Source organism: bacterium, from assembly GCA_035371905.1.
Taxonomy (GTDB): Bacteria; Ratteibacteria; UBA8468; order B48-G9; family JAFGKM01; genus JAMWDI01.
In genome coordinates, this window is record DAORXQ010000027.1 from 1 (window position 1) to 17,706 (window position 17,706).

The 17,706-nt window shown below is 26.7% G+C and carries 19 protein-coding genes; 18 read left to right on the plus strand and 1 reads right to left on the minus strand.

Going from position 1 to position 17,706, the window contains the following annotated elements; genetic code table 11:
- From PKV21_04435 to PKV21_04465, 7 genes are all read left to right on the plus strand, one after another.
- On the plus strand, positions 1–115 hold a 115-nt coding region (locus tag PKV21_04435), incomplete at its 5' end, for a DUF5989 family protein (protein HOM26735.1).
- A gap of 6 nt (positions 116–121) precedes the next feature.
- Positions 122–472 carry a hypothetical protein gene (locus PKV21_04440; protein HOM26736.1) on the plus strand — a complete coding sequence of 117 codons (351 nt, stop codon included), beginning with the start codon at positions 122–124 and terminating at the stop codon, positions 470–472.
- A gap of 2 nt (positions 473–474) precedes the next feature.
- A complete protein-coding gene (locus PKV21_04445; GenBank protein HOM26737.1) occupies positions 475–2,310 on the plus strand; it encodes a carbamoyltransferase in 1,836 nt (611 codons plus the stop codon).
- The gene (locus PKV21_04450) at positions 2,310–3,554 is read left to right on the plus strand and encodes a hypothetical protein (GenBank protein HOM26738.1); all 1,245 of its coding nucleotides are present in this window, start codon (positions 2,310–2,312) and stop codon (positions 3,552–3,554) included. Before PKV21_04445 ends, PKV21_04450 begins: the two co-directional genes overlap by 1 nt.
- Positions 3,532–4,362, plus strand: a complete 831-nt coding sequence (locus PKV21_04455; GenBank protein HOM26739.1) for a transketolase — start codon at positions 3,532–3,534, stop codon at positions 4,360–4,362. Before PKV21_04450 ends, PKV21_04455 begins: the two co-directional genes overlap by 23 nt.
- Positions 4,352–5,287, plus strand: a complete 936-nt coding sequence (locus PKV21_04460; protein ID HOM26740.1) for a transketolase C-terminal domain-containing protein — start codon at positions 4,352–4,354, stop codon at positions 5,285–5,287. Before PKV21_04455 ends, PKV21_04460 begins: the two co-directional genes overlap by 11 nt.
- Positions 5,269–6,201 carry a glycosyltransferase gene (locus tag PKV21_04465; protein HOM26741.1) on the plus strand — a complete coding sequence of 311 codons (933 nt, stop codon included), beginning with the start codon at positions 5,269–5,271 and terminating at the stop codon, positions 6,199–6,201. Before PKV21_04460 ends, PKV21_04465 begins: the two co-directional genes overlap by 19 nt.
- 2 nt (positions 6,202–6,203) lie before the next feature.
- Here PKV21_04465 and PKV21_04470 read toward each other — a convergent pair whose 3' ends face one another.
- A complete protein-coding gene (locus PKV21_04470) occupies positions 6,204–7,817 on the minus strand; it encodes a glycosyltransferase family 39 protein (protein HOM26742.1) in 1,614 nt (537 codons plus the stop codon).
- A 93-nt stretch (positions 7,818–7,910) separates the two neighbouring features.
- Here PKV21_04470 and PKV21_04475 point away from each other — a divergent pair, with 93 nt between their 5' ends.
- The 11 genes from PKV21_04475 to PKV21_04525 all read left to right on the plus strand — a co-directional run.
- Entirely contained in the window at positions 7,911–8,843 is a 933-nt protein-coding gene (locus PKV21_04475) for an NAD(P)-dependent oxidoreductase (protein HOM26743.1), read from the plus strand.
- Positions 8,844–8,851: 8 nt separating this feature from the next.
- Entirely contained in the window at positions 8,852–10,312 is a 1,461-nt protein-coding gene (locus PKV21_04480; GenBank protein HOM26744.1) for a radical SAM protein, read from the plus strand.
- Positions 10,305–11,507: a DegT/DnrJ/EryC1/StrS family aminotransferase gene (locus PKV21_04485; GenBank protein HOM26745.1), complete on the plus strand. Its 1,203-nt coding sequence runs from the start codon at positions 10,305–10,307 to the stop codon at positions 11,505–11,507. The genes PKV21_04480 and PKV21_04485 overlap by 8 nt, the downstream gene beginning before the upstream one ends.
- Positions 11,500–12,432, plus strand: coding sequence for a GDP-L-fucose synthase (locus tag PKV21_04490; protein HOM26746.1), 933 nt, complete (start codon positions 11,500–11,502; stop codon positions 12,430–12,432). Before PKV21_04485 ends, PKV21_04490 begins: the two co-directional genes overlap by 8 nt.
- A complete protein-coding gene (locus PKV21_04495; protein HOM26747.1) occupies positions 12,422–13,498 on the plus strand; it encodes a glycosyltransferase family 2 protein in 1,077 nt (358 codons plus the stop codon). The genes PKV21_04490 and PKV21_04495 overlap by 11 nt, the downstream gene beginning before the upstream one ends.
- Before the next feature lie 2 nt (positions 13,499–13,500).
- Positions 13,501–14,622 (plus strand): glycosyltransferase family 4 protein, encoded by a 1,122-nt coding sequence (locus tag PKV21_04500; protein HOM26748.1) that lies wholly within the window; start codon positions 13,501–13,503, stop codon positions 14,620–14,622.
- Positions 14,619–15,071: a methyltransferase domain-containing protein gene (locus tag PKV21_04505; protein ID HOM26749.1), complete on the plus strand. Its 453-nt coding sequence runs from the start codon at positions 14,619–14,621 to the stop codon at positions 15,069–15,071. The genes PKV21_04500 and PKV21_04505 overlap by 4 nt, the downstream gene beginning before the upstream one ends.
- A 105-nt stretch (positions 15,072–15,176) precedes the next feature.
- A complete protein-coding gene (locus PKV21_04510) occupies positions 15,177–15,413 on the plus strand; it encodes a hypothetical protein (GenBank protein HOM26750.1) in 237 nt (78 codons plus the stop codon).
- A 489-nt stretch (positions 15,414–15,902) separates the two neighbouring features.
- Complete coding sequence (locus PKV21_04515; GenBank protein ID HOM26751.1) at positions 15,903–16,490, plus strand: hypothetical protein; 588 nt, start codon at positions 15,903–15,905, stop codon at positions 16,488–16,490.
- On the plus strand, positions 16,478–16,996 hold the full coding sequence (locus tag PKV21_04520) for a nucleotidyl transferase AbiEii/AbiGii toxin family protein (GenBank protein ID HOM26752.1): 519 nt from the start codon (positions 16,478–16,480) through the stop codon (positions 16,994–16,996). Before PKV21_04515 ends, PKV21_04520 begins: the two co-directional genes overlap by 13 nt.
- Positions 16,997–17,126: 130 nt before the next feature.
- Positions 17,127–17,706: asparagine synthetase B (locus PKV21_04525; GenBank protein HOM26753.1), on the plus strand; the 580-nt coding region annotated here is incomplete at its 3' end.

Here is a 17,706-nt window from a genome sequence, read left to right on the forward strand (position 1 = left end):
GGAAAGAAAAAAATTCTGGCTAATTCCTGTTGTTATTATACTTTTACTTATAGGAATTTTAATATTTGTTAGCAGTATAACAGGGGTTTCTCCTTTTATTTATCCTTTATTCTAATTAAATATGGAACATAAACAATTTAAAAAAGAAATAGTTGAAAGAACATTTTTAATATATATCATTTTGTTTTCAATCCTTTTTTTAATTACAAATCATAAAATTTTCCCTATTTTGATACTTATTTTTGCCTTATCAGGTGCTGTTTTTCCCAAAGTGCCTGTGTATCTTTATAAATTTGGAAATTTTATTGGTGAATTATATACAAAACTTATTCTTTCGATAATATTTTGTTTTTTAATCTGTCCTATTTCTTTTATCAAAAAATTACAAAAGAAGAAAATTTTGGAAAAAAATAGTTTTTGGGAAGAAATTGATTTTAAAATAGAAAAAGAAAATTTTGAAAAAATGGGATAAAAATGAAACCGATATACATTTTAGGTATATCTGCTTTTTATCATGATTCAGCAAGTTGTTTACTTGAAGATGATAAAATAATATCTGCTGTTCAGGAAGAAAGATTTACAAGAACTAAACACGACCCTTCTTTTCCAATAAATTCAATCAAATTTTGTCTTGATTATGCAAACTTAACACCTGATAAACTTGATTATATTGTATTCTATGAAAAGCCATTTATAAAATTTGAAAGATTACTTGAAACACATTTTTTACATGCACCAAAAAGTTTAATACAATTTGTCCAATCAATGCCTTTATGGTTAAAAGAAAGAATCTTAATAAAAAATATAATTAAAAAAGAAATAGAAGAAAAATTAAATGAAAAATTATCACCGAATACAAAAATTTTATTCTGCCCTCATCATCTTTCTCATGCATCTTCTGCTTTTTTCCCATCTCTTTTTGAAAAAGCATCCATATTAACTATTGATGGTGTTGGAGAATGGGCAACTGCCACACTTGGATTTGGGAATAAAAATAAAATAAATTTCTTCTATGAGTTAAAATTTCCGTCTTCAGTTGGACTTCTTTATTCTTCTTTTACTTACTATACTGGATTTAAAGTTAACGATGGAGAATATAAGTTAATGGGTCTTGCACCTTATGGAAATCCTCATTCAGAAAAAACGAAAAGATATATAAAGACAATAAAAGAAAAATTAATTGAGATAAAAGAAGATGGCTCTATAAAATTAAATATGGATTATTTTGCATTTAATACTTCTTTTAAAATGGTTAATGAGAAAAAATGGATAGAAACTTTTGGAATTCCACCGAGAAAACCAGAGAGTAAAATTTTAACTGAATATGCAGATATGGCATATGCCATTCAGAATGTTCTGGAAGAAATTTTAATAAAGATGGCTAAATTTTTGAAAGAAATTACAAAAGAAAAATATTTAGTTATTGGTGGTGGTGTGGGACTTAATTGTGTAGCAAACAGTAAACTTCTTAAAGAAAAAATTTTTGAAGATATATGGGTTCAACCTGCTGCGACTGATGCAGGTGGGGCAGTTGGTGCTGCTTATGCAGTTTATCATATGTATTTAGGGAAAGAAAGAATTTGTAATGGAAAAGATAAAATGGAAGGATGTTTTTTAGGGCCCGAATATAATTCTTATGAAATAGAAAAAACCTTAAAAAAGTATGATAATTTACAATTTTATAAAGAAGAAAATCAGGATAAATTATGTAATCTTATTGCTAAATTGATTAACGAAAAGAAAATAATTGGATGGTTTTCTGGAAGAATGGAATTTGGACCAAGGGCTCTTGGAGCAAGAAGTATTCTTGCTGATGCAAGAGACCCTGAAATGCAAAAAAAATTAAATCTTAAAATAAAATTTAGAGAGGGATTTAGACCTTTTGCTCCTTCTGTTTTATGGGAAGATACACAAGAATATTTTGAATGGGATAGGCCTTCTCCTTATATGCTTTTTACAGCACCTGTTAAAGAAAATAGAAGAAAAAACATACCAGAAGATTATTATGAGTGGGATATAAAAGATAAATTATATTTTATCAGGTCTGATGTTCCTGCAATAACTCATATTGATTTTTCAGCAAGATTACAAACAGTTCATAAAGAAACAAACTATAAATTTTGGAATCTTATAAAAACTTTTAAAGAGCTTACTGGCTATTCTATTATAATAAATACTTCATTCAATGTTAGAGGTGAACCAATTGTATGTACACCTGAAGATGCTATAAAATGTTTTTTAAAGACAGAAATGGATTGTTTAGTTATGGAAGATTTTATTATTTTTAAAAAGGATAAGAAGGAGAAATAATGAAAAGGAAAAAAGAAATATCAATTTATCATATAATGACTGTTTTAATAATTCTTACTTTCGTTTTTTCATTTTTTATATTTTATATACTCACAAAAGTTTGTATAAATTTATCTTTAAGAATTACCGGTGCAAGTATAATATGGGAAGGATCTTCTTTTAAAATAATACAAAGAACGGAGAGACATTATAGAAATTTTATAGAAAAGATGATTTTTTGTTTTTCAGATAGATATACACAATTATTTTTGCCTCAAATAAGTAAATTACCGAGATTAATAAATCATCCAATAATTCAAAAAGAAATGCCACATAGTGAAAGAGCTTTTTTTAAAAAACCAAAAAATGAATACGTGAGACATGCGACAATGGTTTATACTCCATATGTTCATTACGCTCCTGCACCTGGTTATATGGGTGGAGTTTTTCATAATAATCAACAATTCAGATATCCTGAGAATTTAGACAAGAAAAAGATAAATGAAATAAGAATTTTTATAACAGGTGGTTCTGCTGCATGGGGTTGTCTCATGCCAGATAATAAATCCACAATATCAGCTTTTTTAGAAGAAGAATTTAAAAAATTTCCAGATAAAAATTATTTCTTTAGGGTAATTAATGCTGCATGTGGAGGATATCACACTACTGATGAAAGAATTTGGATATTTAATAGGATTACAGAATTCGAACCGGATGTTATAATTTCATATTCAGGATATAATGACATATATAATGTTTACAGAGTTAAACAAGATTTATTTTCTGCGTTACATAATGAAGGGTCTTATTTTTACTGGGCTTATAGAGAATATGAATACTACAACAATAGGGATTTTATATTGAAAATAACACCTGATTTTTTTCATTTTTTTTATACTCCAAACGATTTTCCACGAAAAACCATAAAAAATATTCATATAATTTCTTCTTATTTAAATTCAATTGGAGTTAAATATATTTTTGTGCTTCAACCATTTAGAAGTGATAATCCTGAAGAATGTTTAATTATGGCAGAGAAATTAGAGAAAGAATTGAAACAAGTATCAAAATTGTTTAATTTCAAGTTTATTAGTTACAGAAATTTTTTTTTAAATCAAGAAGAATATTTTATAGATTTGTGTCATTTAGGAGACAAAGGAAACAAAGTTATAGCTTGTAATCTTTATAGAGAACTAATACCTGTTATTTATGAAATTATAAAAAATAAAAAAGGAGTCTCTAATGAAAAAAAACAAATTTATTGAATATGAGAAAAAGGCAAAAGATTTAAGGAAATTAGTTCTTGATATGTGTGTTAAAGCGGGAACTGGTCATGTTACTTCTTCTTTTTCCTGTATTGAAATTCTTGTTGCTCTTTATTATGGAGGAATTTTAAAATATAAAGTGGATAATCCAAAATGGGAAAAAAGGGATAGGTTTATTTTAAGTAAAGGACAGGCAAGTCCTATTTTATATGTAATTTTAGCAGACCTGGGTTTTTTTCCGATTTCTGCCTGTGATAAATTTTGTTGTGCAGATGGAATGTTTGGAGTTCATTTACAGAATGATGTACCTGGTGTGGAAATAACAACTGGCTCTCTGGGACATGGACTTGGAATTGGTGCTGGTATGGCTTATATTGCTAAAAAGGAAAAAAGGGACTGGTTTGTTTTTGTACTACTGGGCGATGGAGAATTGTATGAAGGTTCTATATGGGAATCTGCTCTTTTTGTATCTCATCATAAATTAAATAATCTTGTTGCTATTGTTGACAGAAATTGGTTATGTGTTACTGATTTTACAGAGAATATAGTTAAACTTGAACCATTAGAAGAAAAATGGGAAAGTTATGGATGGGAAACTGAAAGAATAAATGGCCATGATTTTGGTGAAATATTTAAAGTATTAAAAAATGTAAAAGAAAGGAAATCTGAAAAACCCCTTGTTATTATTGCAAATACAATTAAAGGCAAAGGTGTTTCTTTCATGGAAAATCAGATTTTATGGCATGGTATGGCACCAAAAGGAAAAGAAGCAGAAAAAGCAAAAAAGGAGTTAAATAATGAAAAATAAAACTATGAGAGATTCTTTTTTTGACCGTCTTTATGATTTAGCAAAAAAGGATAAAAATATTTATTTAATTTCTGCTGATATGGGAGCACCTTCTCTTGATAAATATAGAAGAGATTTAAAAGAGCAGTTTATAAATGTTGGAATTGCAGAAGAAAATATGGTCCTAATTGCAACAGGGTTATCTCTGTGTGGAAAAAAGGCATATATATATGCAATAATGCCTTTTGTAACTTCAAGATGCTATGAGATGTTGAAAGTTGATTTATCTCTGATGAATATTCCTGTTACTGCCATTGGAGTTGGTGCTGGTTTTGGTTATGATGATTCAGGACCTACTCATCATTGTACAGAAGATATAACAATAATGAGAGTTTTACCTAATTTTTATATTTTCTCTCCATCAGATAGTTTAATGGCTTATAAATTCGCAGAAATTACTTATAAATTAAAATCTCCTTCTTATGTACGGCTTGATAGAAAAATTCTACCTTTAATATATAAAGAAGATAATGATTTCTCAGATGGACTTTCTGTTTTAAAAGAAGGGAAAGATTTTTATATAATTGGAACTGGAAATATGACACACAGAGCAATTGAGGTAGCAGAAGAACTTGAAAAATACAGAATAAACGCAGGAGTGATTGATTTATACAGAATAAAACCAATAAACGAACAATTACTCATAAAAATAGTTAAAAATACAAAAGGAGTTGTAACTATTGAAGAACATTTGCTTGCAGGTGGAATGGGAAGTGCTGTTATTGAAGTTTTGATGGATAATGGAATAAATTTACCTGTAAAAAGATTTGGAGTAAAAGATAGATATCTTTATGCTTATGGTGGAAGAGAAAACATCCAGAAAATATGCGGACTGGACAAAGAGTCAGTCGTTAATGGAATTCTTGAATGGACAGGAAAAATTTGATTTCTATTGTTTTTTCTTTTAGAAATGAAGAAGAAAATCTTTCTGAATTGATAAAAAGAACAAAAAATGCAATTGAAAAAACAAATTATGATTATGAAATAATTTTTGTAAATGATGCTTCAACAGATAATTCCCTTGAAATTTTAAAAGAATATGCCATTGAAGACAGAAGAATAAAAATAATAAACCTCTCAAGAAGATTTGGATATAATCAAGGACTTATTGCAGGACTTAATTATTCAAAAGGAGACGCAATTATAACACTTGATGCTGATTTACAGGACCCTCCAGAACTTATTCCAGAATTAATAAAAAAGTGGGAAAATGGTGCAGATATAGTTCATACAATTAGAAAAAAAAGAGAAGGAGATAGTAAAATAAAAGTTATTCTTATCAAAATCGCATATAAAATTATAAACTTTGTATCTGAAATTAGATTACCCCAAGATGCTGGAAATTTTAAGTTAATATCAAGGAAAGCATTAAATGAAGTTTTAAAATTGAAAGAAAAAGACCCTTATATTAGAGGACTTGTTGTATGGGCTGGTTTTAAACAGGACTATATTTATTATATCAGAGAAAAAAGGGCAAAAGGTAAAACTCATTTTCCATTTTTAAGAAGTATGGGACCTTTTATGGAATTTATAAGTGGAGTAACTTCTTTTTCTATTTTGCCTTTACTTTATATAGTTGTTCTTGGACTTATTTTAATTTTTCTTGGAATTGTTTTTTTTATACTCTCAATTTTTCATCTTATTTATTTCTGGATTTCTTTTATGGTTTTCTTTTCAGGTATTATTATTTTCTCAAATGGAATTCTGGGTGTTTATATCGGAAGAATATGGAAGGAAGTATTAAACAGGCCAAATTATATAGTTGAAAGTACTATCAATATTGAAGAGAATAAATATTGACTTTATTTAAAGATTGAAATTTTATCATGAAGAAAAACGAGATGGTTATAATATTTTAAAAGGAAGTTTGAAATTAAAGAAGAATCAATCCTCTCAGACATACCAAGAGAAATAATTCTTTGCGGGTCAGAGTATATATTAAATGCAATTGTAAAAACAGTTAAGATAAAAAGTGTTTCTATTAGAAAAACTGAACTAAAAATAAAAAAATTTTTTTCAGGCATAGAAAGTATATACTTTATTCCAAAACAGATAAATAAACATGTAAGTGGAAGCAATCCTGTATGAGCAAGTCCTGACAATTCTTTTAAAGGCATAACAACTATATCTAAAAGATAACTCAAAAAAAAGAAAAAAATAAGAAAAGAATGAGAAGAAAGTGTTTTTAAATTAATTTGTTTAATGTTTTTTAAAAATAAAATTAACAAAAAGAAAGTTAATGAAAATGTCAAACTTCCTGGTAGTGTACATACATAAGCAGGATGAAGGTAATTAAAAAATTTGTAAAATAAAGGTGAATTATTGAAAAAATATTTGTAGTATTTTAATGGAAAAGGATGTAAGGTTTTTATAAAATTAAAGGAATCTTTTTCAATTCTATCAATCAAACTTATATTTTTCTGCTGTTGATATATATTTGTTGAGAAAAAAGATTTATAAACTCCATAGTTTTTAATTGACCATGAAAAATATGTAAAAATCACAAATAAGAAAATCAAATAAGAAATCCCTGTTTTTTTTATCAAATTTTTATTAAGAATTGTTCTAAAAGCAAGATGTAAAAAAACAGGAACTATATAACAACCAGCAGAAAAATGAACTATAAAACCTATACCGAATAAAAAACTTGAAATAAATAAATGAAGAGAATTCTGATTTTTAAGAAATTTAAGGTAAAAATAAAGTCCTAAAATAACATAAAAAGCACAAAATGCTTTTGTCCAGGTATAAGTTATCTGTCTTAAAATCGCTGGATTTAAAAACATAACAACACAAACTATTAAAAATAAGTATTTATTTTCAATTTTAAGGTATTCTTTACAAAAAAGATAAACTGATAAAATTAACATTGAGTTTAAAAAAGTTGAAACAATCTGATATTTATAAAATTCTCCACCTGTAATTGAAAGATAGAAAAAACAAACAATATTGAAAAAAGGAGGTCTTGAAGGAATAATATACCCCTCAAAAACTATGTCTTTTGGTAATCTATCAAGAAAAAAAATACTTCTTAAAAAATGTTCAAACCAGTCCCAGTAAAATAAACCACCAAAATAAAGAGGAATAAGTGTCTGGTAAAGAATAAAAACTAAAAAAATTATAAAAAAATTTTTTAAAAATTTAATTTCCTGATTATCAAAACCATTTTTAAGAATATAAAAGAAAGAAAAAAATAAGAAGATTAAAAGAAAAATACCATTAAAAATCGCAAAATTAGAGTTAAAAACATAACTTAAAAAACCTACTATGTAAAAAAGAAAAAAACTGAAAGCAAAATTCAGAATAAATTTTTCTTCTTTTTCAAAAGGTAAATTTTGAGTAAGAAATCTTGCAGGAAAATAACCACTAAAAAAAATGAAAAAACTTAATATCAAAATTTCAAATACATTTTTCATCAGACTTATTTTATAACTATTCAAAAAAATATTCAAAAGTTTACAAAAATCAACAGAAATGATAACATTTAAATATATAAAGAGGATAGAAAAATGAAAATACTTGTTACTGGTGGAGGTGGTTATATAGGTTCGGTATTGGTTCCTATTTTATTACAGAAAGGTTATGAAGTAATTGTTCTTGATAATTTTATGTATAACCAGACATCTCTTCTTGATTGCTGTCATTTAAAAAACCTTGAAATAATAAGAGGAGACACAAGAGATGAAAATTTATTAAAAGAAATATTAAAAGAAGTTGATGTTATATTTCCACTTGCCTGCATAACAGGGGCTCCTGCCTGTGATAGAAATCCTTACGAAGCAAAATCTGTAAATCTTGACGCTATAAAATTGATACTTAAATTGAGAAGTAAAGAACAAATAATCATATTTCCAACAACGAATAGTGGTTATGGAATTGGACAGGAAGGAATATACTGCACAGAAGAAACTCCTTTAAGACCAATATCTCTTTACGGAAGATTAAAAGTTGAAGCAGAAAAAGCAGTTCTGGACTCAGGAAACAGTATCACTTTAAGATTTGCAACATGTTTTGGAATAAGTCCGAGAATGCGACTTGATTTACTTGTCAATGATTTTGTTTACAGAGCGGTTGTAGATAGATATCTTGTTGTTTATCAGGGACATTTTAAAAGAAATTATATACATGTAAGGGATGCTTCTTTTTCTTTCATTCACTGTCTTGAGAATTTTGAAAAGATGAAAAATAATACTTATAATGTTGGACTTAGTGATGCAAATATAAGCAAATTAGAACTGTGTGAACTGATAAAAAAACATATCCCTGATTTTTATTATCATGAAGCAGAGGTTGGAGAGGACCCTGATAAAAGGAACTACATTGTAAGTAATGAAAAGATTGAAAAAACCGGATATAAAGCAAAAATTTCACTTGACGAAGGAATAAACGAATTAATAAAAGGTTATAAAATTATAAGAAAATATGGCTTTTCAAATGTTTAAAATAAAAAATGATTGACCTTTTACTTGTAAATCCAGGAAATCCTAAAAAAGTTTATGGGAAATTGAGAAGTAATCTTGCCGGAATAGAACCACCATACTGGTGTGCTTTAATTGCTTCTTTTATAAGAAAAAAAGGTTATTCAGTTAAAATAATAGATGCTGATGCTGAAAATTTATCTCCTGAGGAAACTGTAAATGAAATAATCAAAAATAATCCGGTTCTTGTTAATATCGTTGTAATGGGAACAAATCCTTCTGCTTCTTCTACTCCCAAAATGACAACCGTTAGAGAATTACTTAACATATTAAAAGAAAAAAATAAAAATATAAAAGTCATGCTTTCTGGTTTACATCCTTCATCATTACCTGAAAAAACATTAAAAGAAGAAAAAACTGATTTTGTATGTCAGGGAGAGGGGTTTTTAACAACCTTAAATTTACTTGAATGTTTAAAAGGAAAAAAAGATATAAGAGGAATAAAAGGTCTGTGGTATAGAAAGAATGATGAAATAGTAAGTGGTGGATATGAGGAAATAATAACAGACCTTGATTCTTTACCTTTACCTGCATGGGATTTATTACCTATGGAAAAATATAGAGCGCATAACTGGCATTGTTTTAAAAATATTGATGAAAGAGGTAATTATGCTGCAATTTATACAAGTTTTGGATGTCCATTTAATTGTTCTTATTGTAACATAAAAGCACTTTATAATAATAAACCAGGAATAAGATATAAATCGCCGGAAAAGGTCATTGAAGAGATAGATGAACTTGTGGGTAAATATAATATTAAAAATTTAAAAATTGCTGATGAACTTTTTGTTTTAAATAAAGAAAGGGTAAATAAAATATGTGATTTGATTATAGAAAGGGGATATAAACTTAATATATGGGCTTATGCAAGAATAGATACAGTTGATGAAGAAATATTGAAAAAGTTAAAAAAAGCAGGTTTTAATTGGCTATGTTATGGAATTGAATCAGCAAGTGAAAGAGTAAGAAAGGGTGTTTCTAAAAAAATACAGCAGGACAAAATTGAAAAAGTAATTGAAATGACAAAAAAAGCAGGAATTTATATACTCGGGAATTTCATTTTTGGACTTCCTGACGATAATTATGAAACTATGAATGAAACACTTCAACTTGCAAAAAAATTAAATTGTGAATATGTGAATTTTTATGTTGCTATGGCTTATCCGGGTTCTTATTTATACGAATGGGCTTTAAAAAATGGTATAAAACTGCCAGATGAATGGAGTGGTTTTGCACAACTTTCTGAAGATACATATCCTTTACCTACAAAGTATTTAAAACCGGAGGAGGTTTTGAAATTTAGAGATGATGCTTTTATTGACTATTACAGTAATCCTGAATATTTGAAAATGATAGAAGAAAAGTTTGGAGAAAAAGTTGTTGAACATATAAAAGATATGTTAAAAATAAAAATTAAGAGGAAATATGTATAAAAGAAAAATACCTTTCGGCACAATAGTAATAACAGAAAAAGCAAAAAAGATAATATATGAATTACTTGAAACAAAAAGAGTATCTCAGGGAAAATATGTTAGAGAATTTGAAAAAAGGTTTGCGGATATTTGGGGAGTTAAATATGGAGTTGCTGTAAGCAGTGGAACAGATGCAATTGCTCTTGCTCTTTCAGTTCTTTATGATTTTGGTGCAAAAAGAGGTGATGAAGTAATTCTTCCTGCTTTAACTTTTATTGGAACTGCAAATGCAGTTTTGATGGCTGGTTTTAAACCTGTATTTGTGGATGTAGAACTTGAAACATTAAATATAAATCCAGAAAAAATTGAAGAAAAAATAACAGAAAAAACAAAAGCAATGTTACCCGTACATCTTATGGGAAAACCTGTAAATATGGAAAAAATATGTGAAATTACAAAAAAATATAATCTATTTTTAATTGAAGATTCAGCAGAAGCACACGGTTCAGAATATAAAGGTAAAAATGTTGGAACTTTTGGAGATATGGGTTGCTTCAGTACATATGTTGCCCATATAATTTCAACAATTGAAGGAGGAATTATCATAACAGATAATGAAGAATATGCTGAAATATTGAGGTCTTTAAGAGCACATGGAAGAGCGTGTAAATGTGATGTTTGTGTTTTAAATACTTCTTCCGGATATTGCAAAAAAAGATTTAAATATGGTAGGGATATAAGATTTGTATTTGAAAGAGTTGGCTTTTCCTCAAAAATGAATGAAATTGAAGCGGCGGTAGGCATTGGAAACCTTGAAATATATGAAGAAATAATTGAAAAAAGAAGAAAAAACTTTTTTAAACTGAAAGAAATTTTTAAGGAATTTGAAGATTATTTCTATACAATTGATGAGGCAAAAGAAGAAAAATTAAGTCCCCATGCTTTCCCTTTTATTTTAAAGGAAAAATGTAAGTTTAAAAGAGATGAACTTGTTTTTTATTTAAATGAAAATGGCATTGATACAAGAGACCTTTTTTCTTCAATACCCACTCAGACACCTGGATATAAATTTTTGGGATATAAAGAAGGTGAATTTCCCATTTCTGAATATATTGGAAATAACGGAATCCATATAGGAGTTCATCAGGATATAGATGATGAAGATATTGAATATGTTGGAGAAGTAATAAAGAGTTTTCTGGAAATAAATGGATAAAAATTCTTCTATTTACATAGCAGGTCATACCGGCCTTATTGGTTCAGCAATAACACGAATTTTGAAACAAAAAGGATATAAAAATTTAATTTTAAAAAAAAGAGATGAACTTGATTTAGGAATTCAAAAAGATGTTGAAAGATTTTTTGAAAAAGAAAGACCTGAATATGTTTTTATATGTGCAGGAAGAACAGGAGGAATAAAAGCAAATATTGAAAAGGGTGCCGACTTCATTTATGAAAACTCAATAATCAATCTCAATCTTATTCATTTTTCTCATATTTTTAATGTTAAAAAACTTCTCTATATTGGATGTTCCTGTATGTATCCGGTTAATTGTCCCCAGCCAATGAAAGAGGAATATTTATTAACAGGAAAAATTGAAAAAACAAATGAACCTTATGCAATTGCAAAAATAATGGGACTTAAAATGTGTCAGGCATATAATGAACAATATAAAACTGAATTTTTAACAGTTATAGGAGGAAATGTTTATGGATCAGGAGAAAAACAATTTGATGAAGGAGCACATGTTATACCTGCTTTGATTAAAAAATTTTATATTGCAAAAAAAGAAAACTTAAAGGAAATTGAGATATGGGGAACAGGAAATGCAAAAAGAGATTTTATATATGTTGATGATATAGCAAATGCCTGTATTTTTTTAATGGAAAATTACAATGGTAAAGAGATTATAAATATTGGGACTGGAAGAGGTACAAGTATAAAAGAAATTGTTGAAGTTTTAAAAGAAATCAGTGGTTTTAAGGGGAAAATAATATTTAATGAAAAAATGCCAGAAGGTGCTGGTATTAGAATTTTAGACATTGAGAAAATAAAAAAATTAGGATGGGTACCGGAATATAACATATATGAAGGTTTAAAATTGACATATAAATGGTTTACGGAAAAATATGGAAAATGAAGAAATTTTTTCTATCATAACCGTCTCCTTAAATCAGGGAAAATATATAGAAGAAACAATAAAAAGTGTAATTTTTCAGGAAGGAGATTTCTATCTTGAATATCTCATTTTAGATGGCGGTTCTACAGATAATACCCTTGAAATACTTGAAAAATATAAGAAAGGGTTTGAAAATAAAGAAATTAAAATAAACTGTAAAGGACTTGAATTTAGATATATTTCAGAAAAGGATGAAGGACCAACGAATGCTCTAAATAAAGGTTTTAAATTAACAAAAGGGGAAATTATAGGAATACTTAATTCTGATGATATTTATCCGACCGGGATTCTAAAAAAGGTATGGAATACCTTTAAAAAAAACGAAAAGATAGACATCGTTTATGGAGATGTTAAATTTATTGATGCATCAGGAAATTTTGTAAAAATAAAAAAAAATAAAAGAAATATTAAAGAAAAAGATTTTATTTATGAGAATGCTCTGATTCAACCGGAGGTTTTTTTGAAAAGAAAAGTAATAGAAAAAGTTGGAATTTTTGATGAAAATTTAAAATTTGCAAATGACTATGAGTTCTGGATAAGATGTTTGAAAAATAATTTAAAATTCAAATACATACCTTATACTCTTGCAATTTTCAGGAAAAGATATGATGCGAGAAGTTCAAGTTCAAATTTATTTATTTTTGTTGAAACTTTAAAAGTCCAGAAAAAATATTTCGGAAAAACTGAAAAATTATTAAAAAATATTGGAATTTATTCTGCTATGTATGCTTATGAAACCAAAAATTCTTTTGAAAATTCATTTGAAATGCTGGAAAAAAATTTATCAAAAAACGAAATTTACTTAAACAAAAGAGAAATTAAAAAAGCAAAATCTTATGGTTATTTAAAATTTTCTATATATAAAATTTTTGAAAATAAAAAAGAAGGAATAAAAAGTTATCTAAAAGGATTTAAAAACAATCCTTTTATATTTTTTACAAAAAACAATTTAATTTTCATTGTAAGGTTAATTCTTTTCCATAAAAATATTTATTTCGGCATTAAAAAATTTCTTAAATTTTTTTGAAAATGAGAGTGTTAATAATTATAAGAGATTTTTTTTCAATAGGTGGAGCAGAAAATTTTGCAAGAGAGTTTACTGTAAATTTAAAAAAGAAAAATGTAGAAGTAAAGGTTATAACATCAAGAAATTCTTTATTTAAAAAAAGGGAAAAATTTTTAAATAATATTAAAATTATTCAACTTTACTCTCCAAAAAAAAGAATTATTGGTACAATCATTTATTGTTTTTCTTTATTTTTATATCTCATTTTTCACTGTAGAGAATATGATATTATTCAATCATTTTTCTTAAAACATAGTTCTTTTGTTTCTGTTATCGCTGGAAAATTATTAAAGAAAAAAGTTTTTTGCAGAATGGAATGTTCGGGAATTTTTGGAGATTTAAACACTTTAAAAAAAGTACCATTTTCAAGTATTTATTTAAAAGTTTTTAAAAAGAGTGACGGGATAATTGTTTTAAGTAATGAAATGAAAAAAGAACTAGAAAGTGCTGGATTTAAAAGAAAAAAAATTTTTCTTATTCCAAATTGTGTAGATATAAGGAAATTTAAACCATCAGAAAATAAAAGTATTGTTAAAGAAAAACTTGGATTCAAAGATGAAAAAATTATAATATTTGTTGGAAGATTGACAAAACAAAAGGGTATTGATTATCTCTTGGAAGCATTTAAAGATATAAATATACCTGAAAAATTTTTGATTATTATAGGGGATGGAGAATTGAAAAAATATTTAGTGAATAAGGTTGAAAAACTAAATATCAAAGAAAAGGTTTTATTTTTGGGAAAAATAGAAAATGTTACTCAATATTTACAAATAGCAGATGTTTTTGTTTTACCTTCTATTTCTGAAGGACTTCCTATATCATTACTTGAAGCTATGGCATGTGGACTTCCTGTGATTGTTTCAGAAGTGGGTGGTAATATTGACATAGTTGAAAATAAAATAAATGGATATTTAATAGAGCCGAGAAATATTAGTAAAATTAAAAATGCAATAGAAGAGTTGTTAAAAGATGAGAAAAAAATGAAGTTAGTAAGTGAAAAAAACAGAAAGAAAATTGAGGAGAATTATTCTTATGAAATAATTATAGAGAAATATTTAAAATTGTATTTGGAAGGAAAATGAAGAAATTTAAATTTGGAAAAAACTGGAAGAATTTTTTAAAAGTATTAAATGAAAAAAGAATAAAAGAAGCGGAAATTTCTCTGAAGGAATTAACAGGATTAAATAACTTGAAAGAAAAAACTTTTGTTGATATTGGATGTGGAAGTGGAATTTTTAGTTTAGCAGCGAGAAATTTAGGAGCAAGTGTTTATTCTTTTGACTGTGATGAAGAGGCAATTGAATGTGCGAAGATACTAAAAAACAAATTTTATAAAGATGATGAAATCTGGAAAATTGAAAAAGGCGATATATTGAATAGGGAATATGTTGAATCTCTCAAGAAATTTGATATTATTTATATTTGGGGAGTAGTTCATCATACTGGAAATATGTGGAGGGCAATGGAAAACCTTTTATATTTTGTGAAAAATGATAGTTATTTAATTATTTCTGTCTACAATGACCAATGATTTGCAAGTAAAATCTGGAAAAATATAAAGAAAATTTATAATTCACATTATTTTTTTAAGCCTTTTATTATTTTTATTGTTTTTTTAAGATTATGGGAACCAACAATGGTAAAAGATTTAATAAAACTAAAACCACTCAAAACATGGAAAAATTATTACAAACAAAGAGGGATGTCTCCATGGTATGATATAATTGATTGGGTTGGAGGGTACCCTTTTGAAGTAGCAAAGCCAGAAAAAATATTTAATTTTTTTTATAAAAGAAATTTTGAATTGATTAAACTTAAAACCTGTGGCGGTGGTCATGGTTGTAATGAATTTGTTTTTATAAAAAAACATTAAAGGATATAGAAAAATTGACAAAATTGTTAACTTATTATATTCAAAATGTGTGCAATATGTGTAATAAGAAAGTACGTAAATACTTGCTCAACCACAGGTTTAAAACACTGGAATTTGAAAAATTCCAAGTGTTTTTTCTGATCGCTTTATACCAAAAACAAGTTATAATTACCTTAAAACCCTCAAAGATTGATGGGATGCTGGTGCAACGAATAAGGAACACTGATTAGCACGGGTAGCGAGATGGTGAACTACCCATTTTGGGAGTTGATACCTCTTGGGGTTTTTAAAGGGGGTTAAACTCCTTTAAGAAAGAACCGTAGTTGACAGTAGAAACAAAATATAACAAAATAAAAAAGGAAACGCGGTTCAGTATACATTTACGAAAGTATTTTATGAAACAGCTTCCAAAGAAGAAATTTGCATATTATATTTGATTATTTTAAAATATAGAAAGTTAACAAAATTGTTAATTTATTGTACTTAAAAATGGGATATGAAAAAATAAGGGTTTTAAAGGAAAAACTGTATTTTACAGTTGAAGATTTTACAGAAACACTCGGGATAAAAAAAGATTCGGCAAAAGTAGAAGTAGGCAGATACATAAAAAAAGGTTATATATTGAGATTAAAAAGGAATTTTTTTATCTTGAGAGAAAAATGGGAAAATCTATCTTTAGAAGAAATTTTTAAAATTGTTAATATTATACAAGTTCCATCTTACATTTCATTGATGACTGCTTTAAGTTATTATGAAATTACAACTCAAATTCAACAAGATCTTTTTGAATCTATCTCTTTAAAAAGGTCTTTTAAAAAAAATATAGATAGCGTGATTTTTAACTATTATAAAATTAAAAAAAAATATTACAAGAATTTTGTCAGAAGAGAAAATTTTTTTATCGCGGGAAAAGAAAAAGCCTTTCTGGACATTATTTATCTTTACTCATTTGGTAAATATAAATTTGATATTTCATCCATTGATTTTAATAAACTTGATTTTAAATTTTTGAAAAAAGAAATAAAAAATTATCCTGTCAGAGTTCAAAAAAAATTTTATGAAATATGGAAAGGTTAATTAACCAGGAAAAATTTGAAATTGAAGTCCTTGAATATTTAAATAGCGGAAAATTTTTTGACAAACTTGTTTTTGTTGGAGGTACTATGCTCAGGGTATGTTATGGATTAAACAGATTTTCCAGTGACCTTGATTTCTGGATTATTAAAAAAATTGATATAGAGAAATATTTTATGAATTTAGAAAATCATTTGAAAAAAAGGTATTTTATTAAAGATTGTGTTATTAAATTACATACCATACTTTTTGAAATTCATTCTCCTTATTACAAAAAAAATCTTAAAATTGAAATAAGAAAAGAAATAAAAAGAATTAAATATGAAAAAACAATTGCTTTTTCTCAATATTCAGATATACAGGTTTTAGTTAACACTCTTTATTTAAAAGACACCTTACGATTTAAAATAGAAAGTTTTTTAGATAGAGGAGAGATTAGAGATTGTTTTGATATAGAGTTTCTTGGTAAAAAAGGGAATATTTCTGCATATAGAAAAAAATGTTGCTGAAAAACTTATCAAAAAGATGGAAAATTTAAGTTTATTGGTTCAATTATAGATAAGAGAGAAAGAGATTTTTATTTTAAAAAAATTTTTGAGTTTTTGAAAGGTGAATTGAACAAAATCATCAATTCTTAAAATGTGTGCAATATGTGGAATAGTAAAAAATAAAGGAATAGTTGAGATAGAAGAAATAAAAAGGATGGCAAATGTTATGAATTACAGAGGACCTGATGAAGAAGGATATTTTTTTGAAAATAATATTGGTTTAGGACATAAAAGGTTAAGTATTATTGATTTAAAAACAGGAAAACAGCCCATTTATAATGAGGATGAAAGTTTAATTTTAATATGTAATGGAGAGATATATAATTTTGTTGAATTAAGAAAGAAACTTGAAGAAAAAGGTCATATTTTTAAAACAAATTCAGATAATGAAGTTATTATTCATCTTTACGAAGAAAAAAAAGAAAAATGTTTGTCTAATTTAAGAGGCATGTTTGCATTTGCTATATGGGATAGAAAGAATAAAGTTTTATTTCTTGCAAGAGACCGACTTGGAAAAAAACCACTTGTTTATTCAATGAAAAATGGAAACATTTATTTTTCTTCTGAATTAAAGGGGATTTTACAGTTAACTGAAATAAAAAAAAATGTTGATTTTGAAGCACTTGACGATTTTTTTACATATCAGGCAATTCCTTCTCCAAAAACAATTT

Bases quoted from the DNA above. Each gene is read 5' to 3' on its own strand.
- PKV21_04500 (HOM26748.1), top strand. From the start codon at position 13,501: ATGAGAGTGTTAATAATTATAAGAGATTTTTTTTCAATAGGTGGAGCA.
- PKV21_04495 (HOM26747.1), top strand. From the start codon at position 12,422: ATGGAAAATGAAGAAATTTTTTCTATCATAACCGTCTCCTTAAATCAG.
- PKV21_04520 (HOM26752.1), top strand. From the start codon at position 16,478: ATGGAAAGGTTAATTAACCAGGAAAAATTTGAAATTGAAGTCCTTGAA.
- PKV21_04475 (HOM26743.1), top strand. From the start codon at position 7,911: ATGAAAATACTTGTTACTGGTGGAGGTGGTTATATAGGTTCGGTATTG.
- PKV21_04470 (HOM26742.1), bottom strand. From the start codon at position 7,817: ATGAAAAATGTATTTGAAATTTTGATATTAAGTTTTTTCATTTTTTTT.
- PKV21_04480 (HOM26744.1), top strand. From the start codon at position 8,852: ATGATTGACCTTTTACTTGTAAATCCAGGAAATCCTAAAAAAGTTTAT.
- PKV21_04460 (HOM26740.1), top strand. From the start codon at position 4,352: ATGAAAAATAAAACTATGAGAGATTCTTTTTTTGACCGTCTTTATGAT.
- PKV21_04450 (HOM26738.1), top strand. From the start codon at position 2,310: ATGAAAAGGAAAAAAGAAATATCAATTTATCATATAATGACTGTTTTA.
- PKV21_04455 (HOM26739.1), top strand. From the start codon at position 3,532: ATGAAAAAAAACAAATTTATTGAATATGAGAAAAAGGCAAAAGATTTA.
- PKV21_04505 (HOM26749.1), top strand. From the start codon at position 14,619: ATGAAGAAATTTAAATTTGGAAAAAACTGGAAGAATTTTTTAAAAGTA.
- PKV21_04485 (HOM26745.1), top strand. From the start codon at position 10,305: ATGTATAAAAGAAAAATACCTTTCGGCACAATAGTAATAACAGAAAAA.
- PKV21_04510 (HOM26750.1), top strand. From the start codon at position 15,177: ATGGTAAAAGATTTAATAAAACTAAAACCACTCAAAACATGGAAAAAT.
- PKV21_04440 (HOM26736.1), top strand. From the start codon at position 122: ATGGAACATAAACAATTTAAAAAAGAAATAGTTGAAAGAACATTTTTA.
- PKV21_04445 (HOM26737.1), top strand. From the start codon at position 475: ATGAAACCGATATACATTTTAGGTATATCTGCTTTTTATCATGATTCA.
- PKV21_04515 (HOM26751.1), top strand. From the start codon at position 15,903: ATGGGATATGAAAAAATAAGGGTTTTAAAGGAAAAACTGTATTTTACA.
- PKV21_04490 (HOM26746.1), top strand. From the start codon at position 11,500: ATGGATAAAAATTCTTCTATTTACATAGCAGGTCATACCGGCCTTATT.
- PKV21_04465 (HOM26741.1), top strand. From the start codon at position 5,269: ATGGACAGGAAAAATTTGATTTCTATTGTTTTTTCTTTTAGAAATGAA.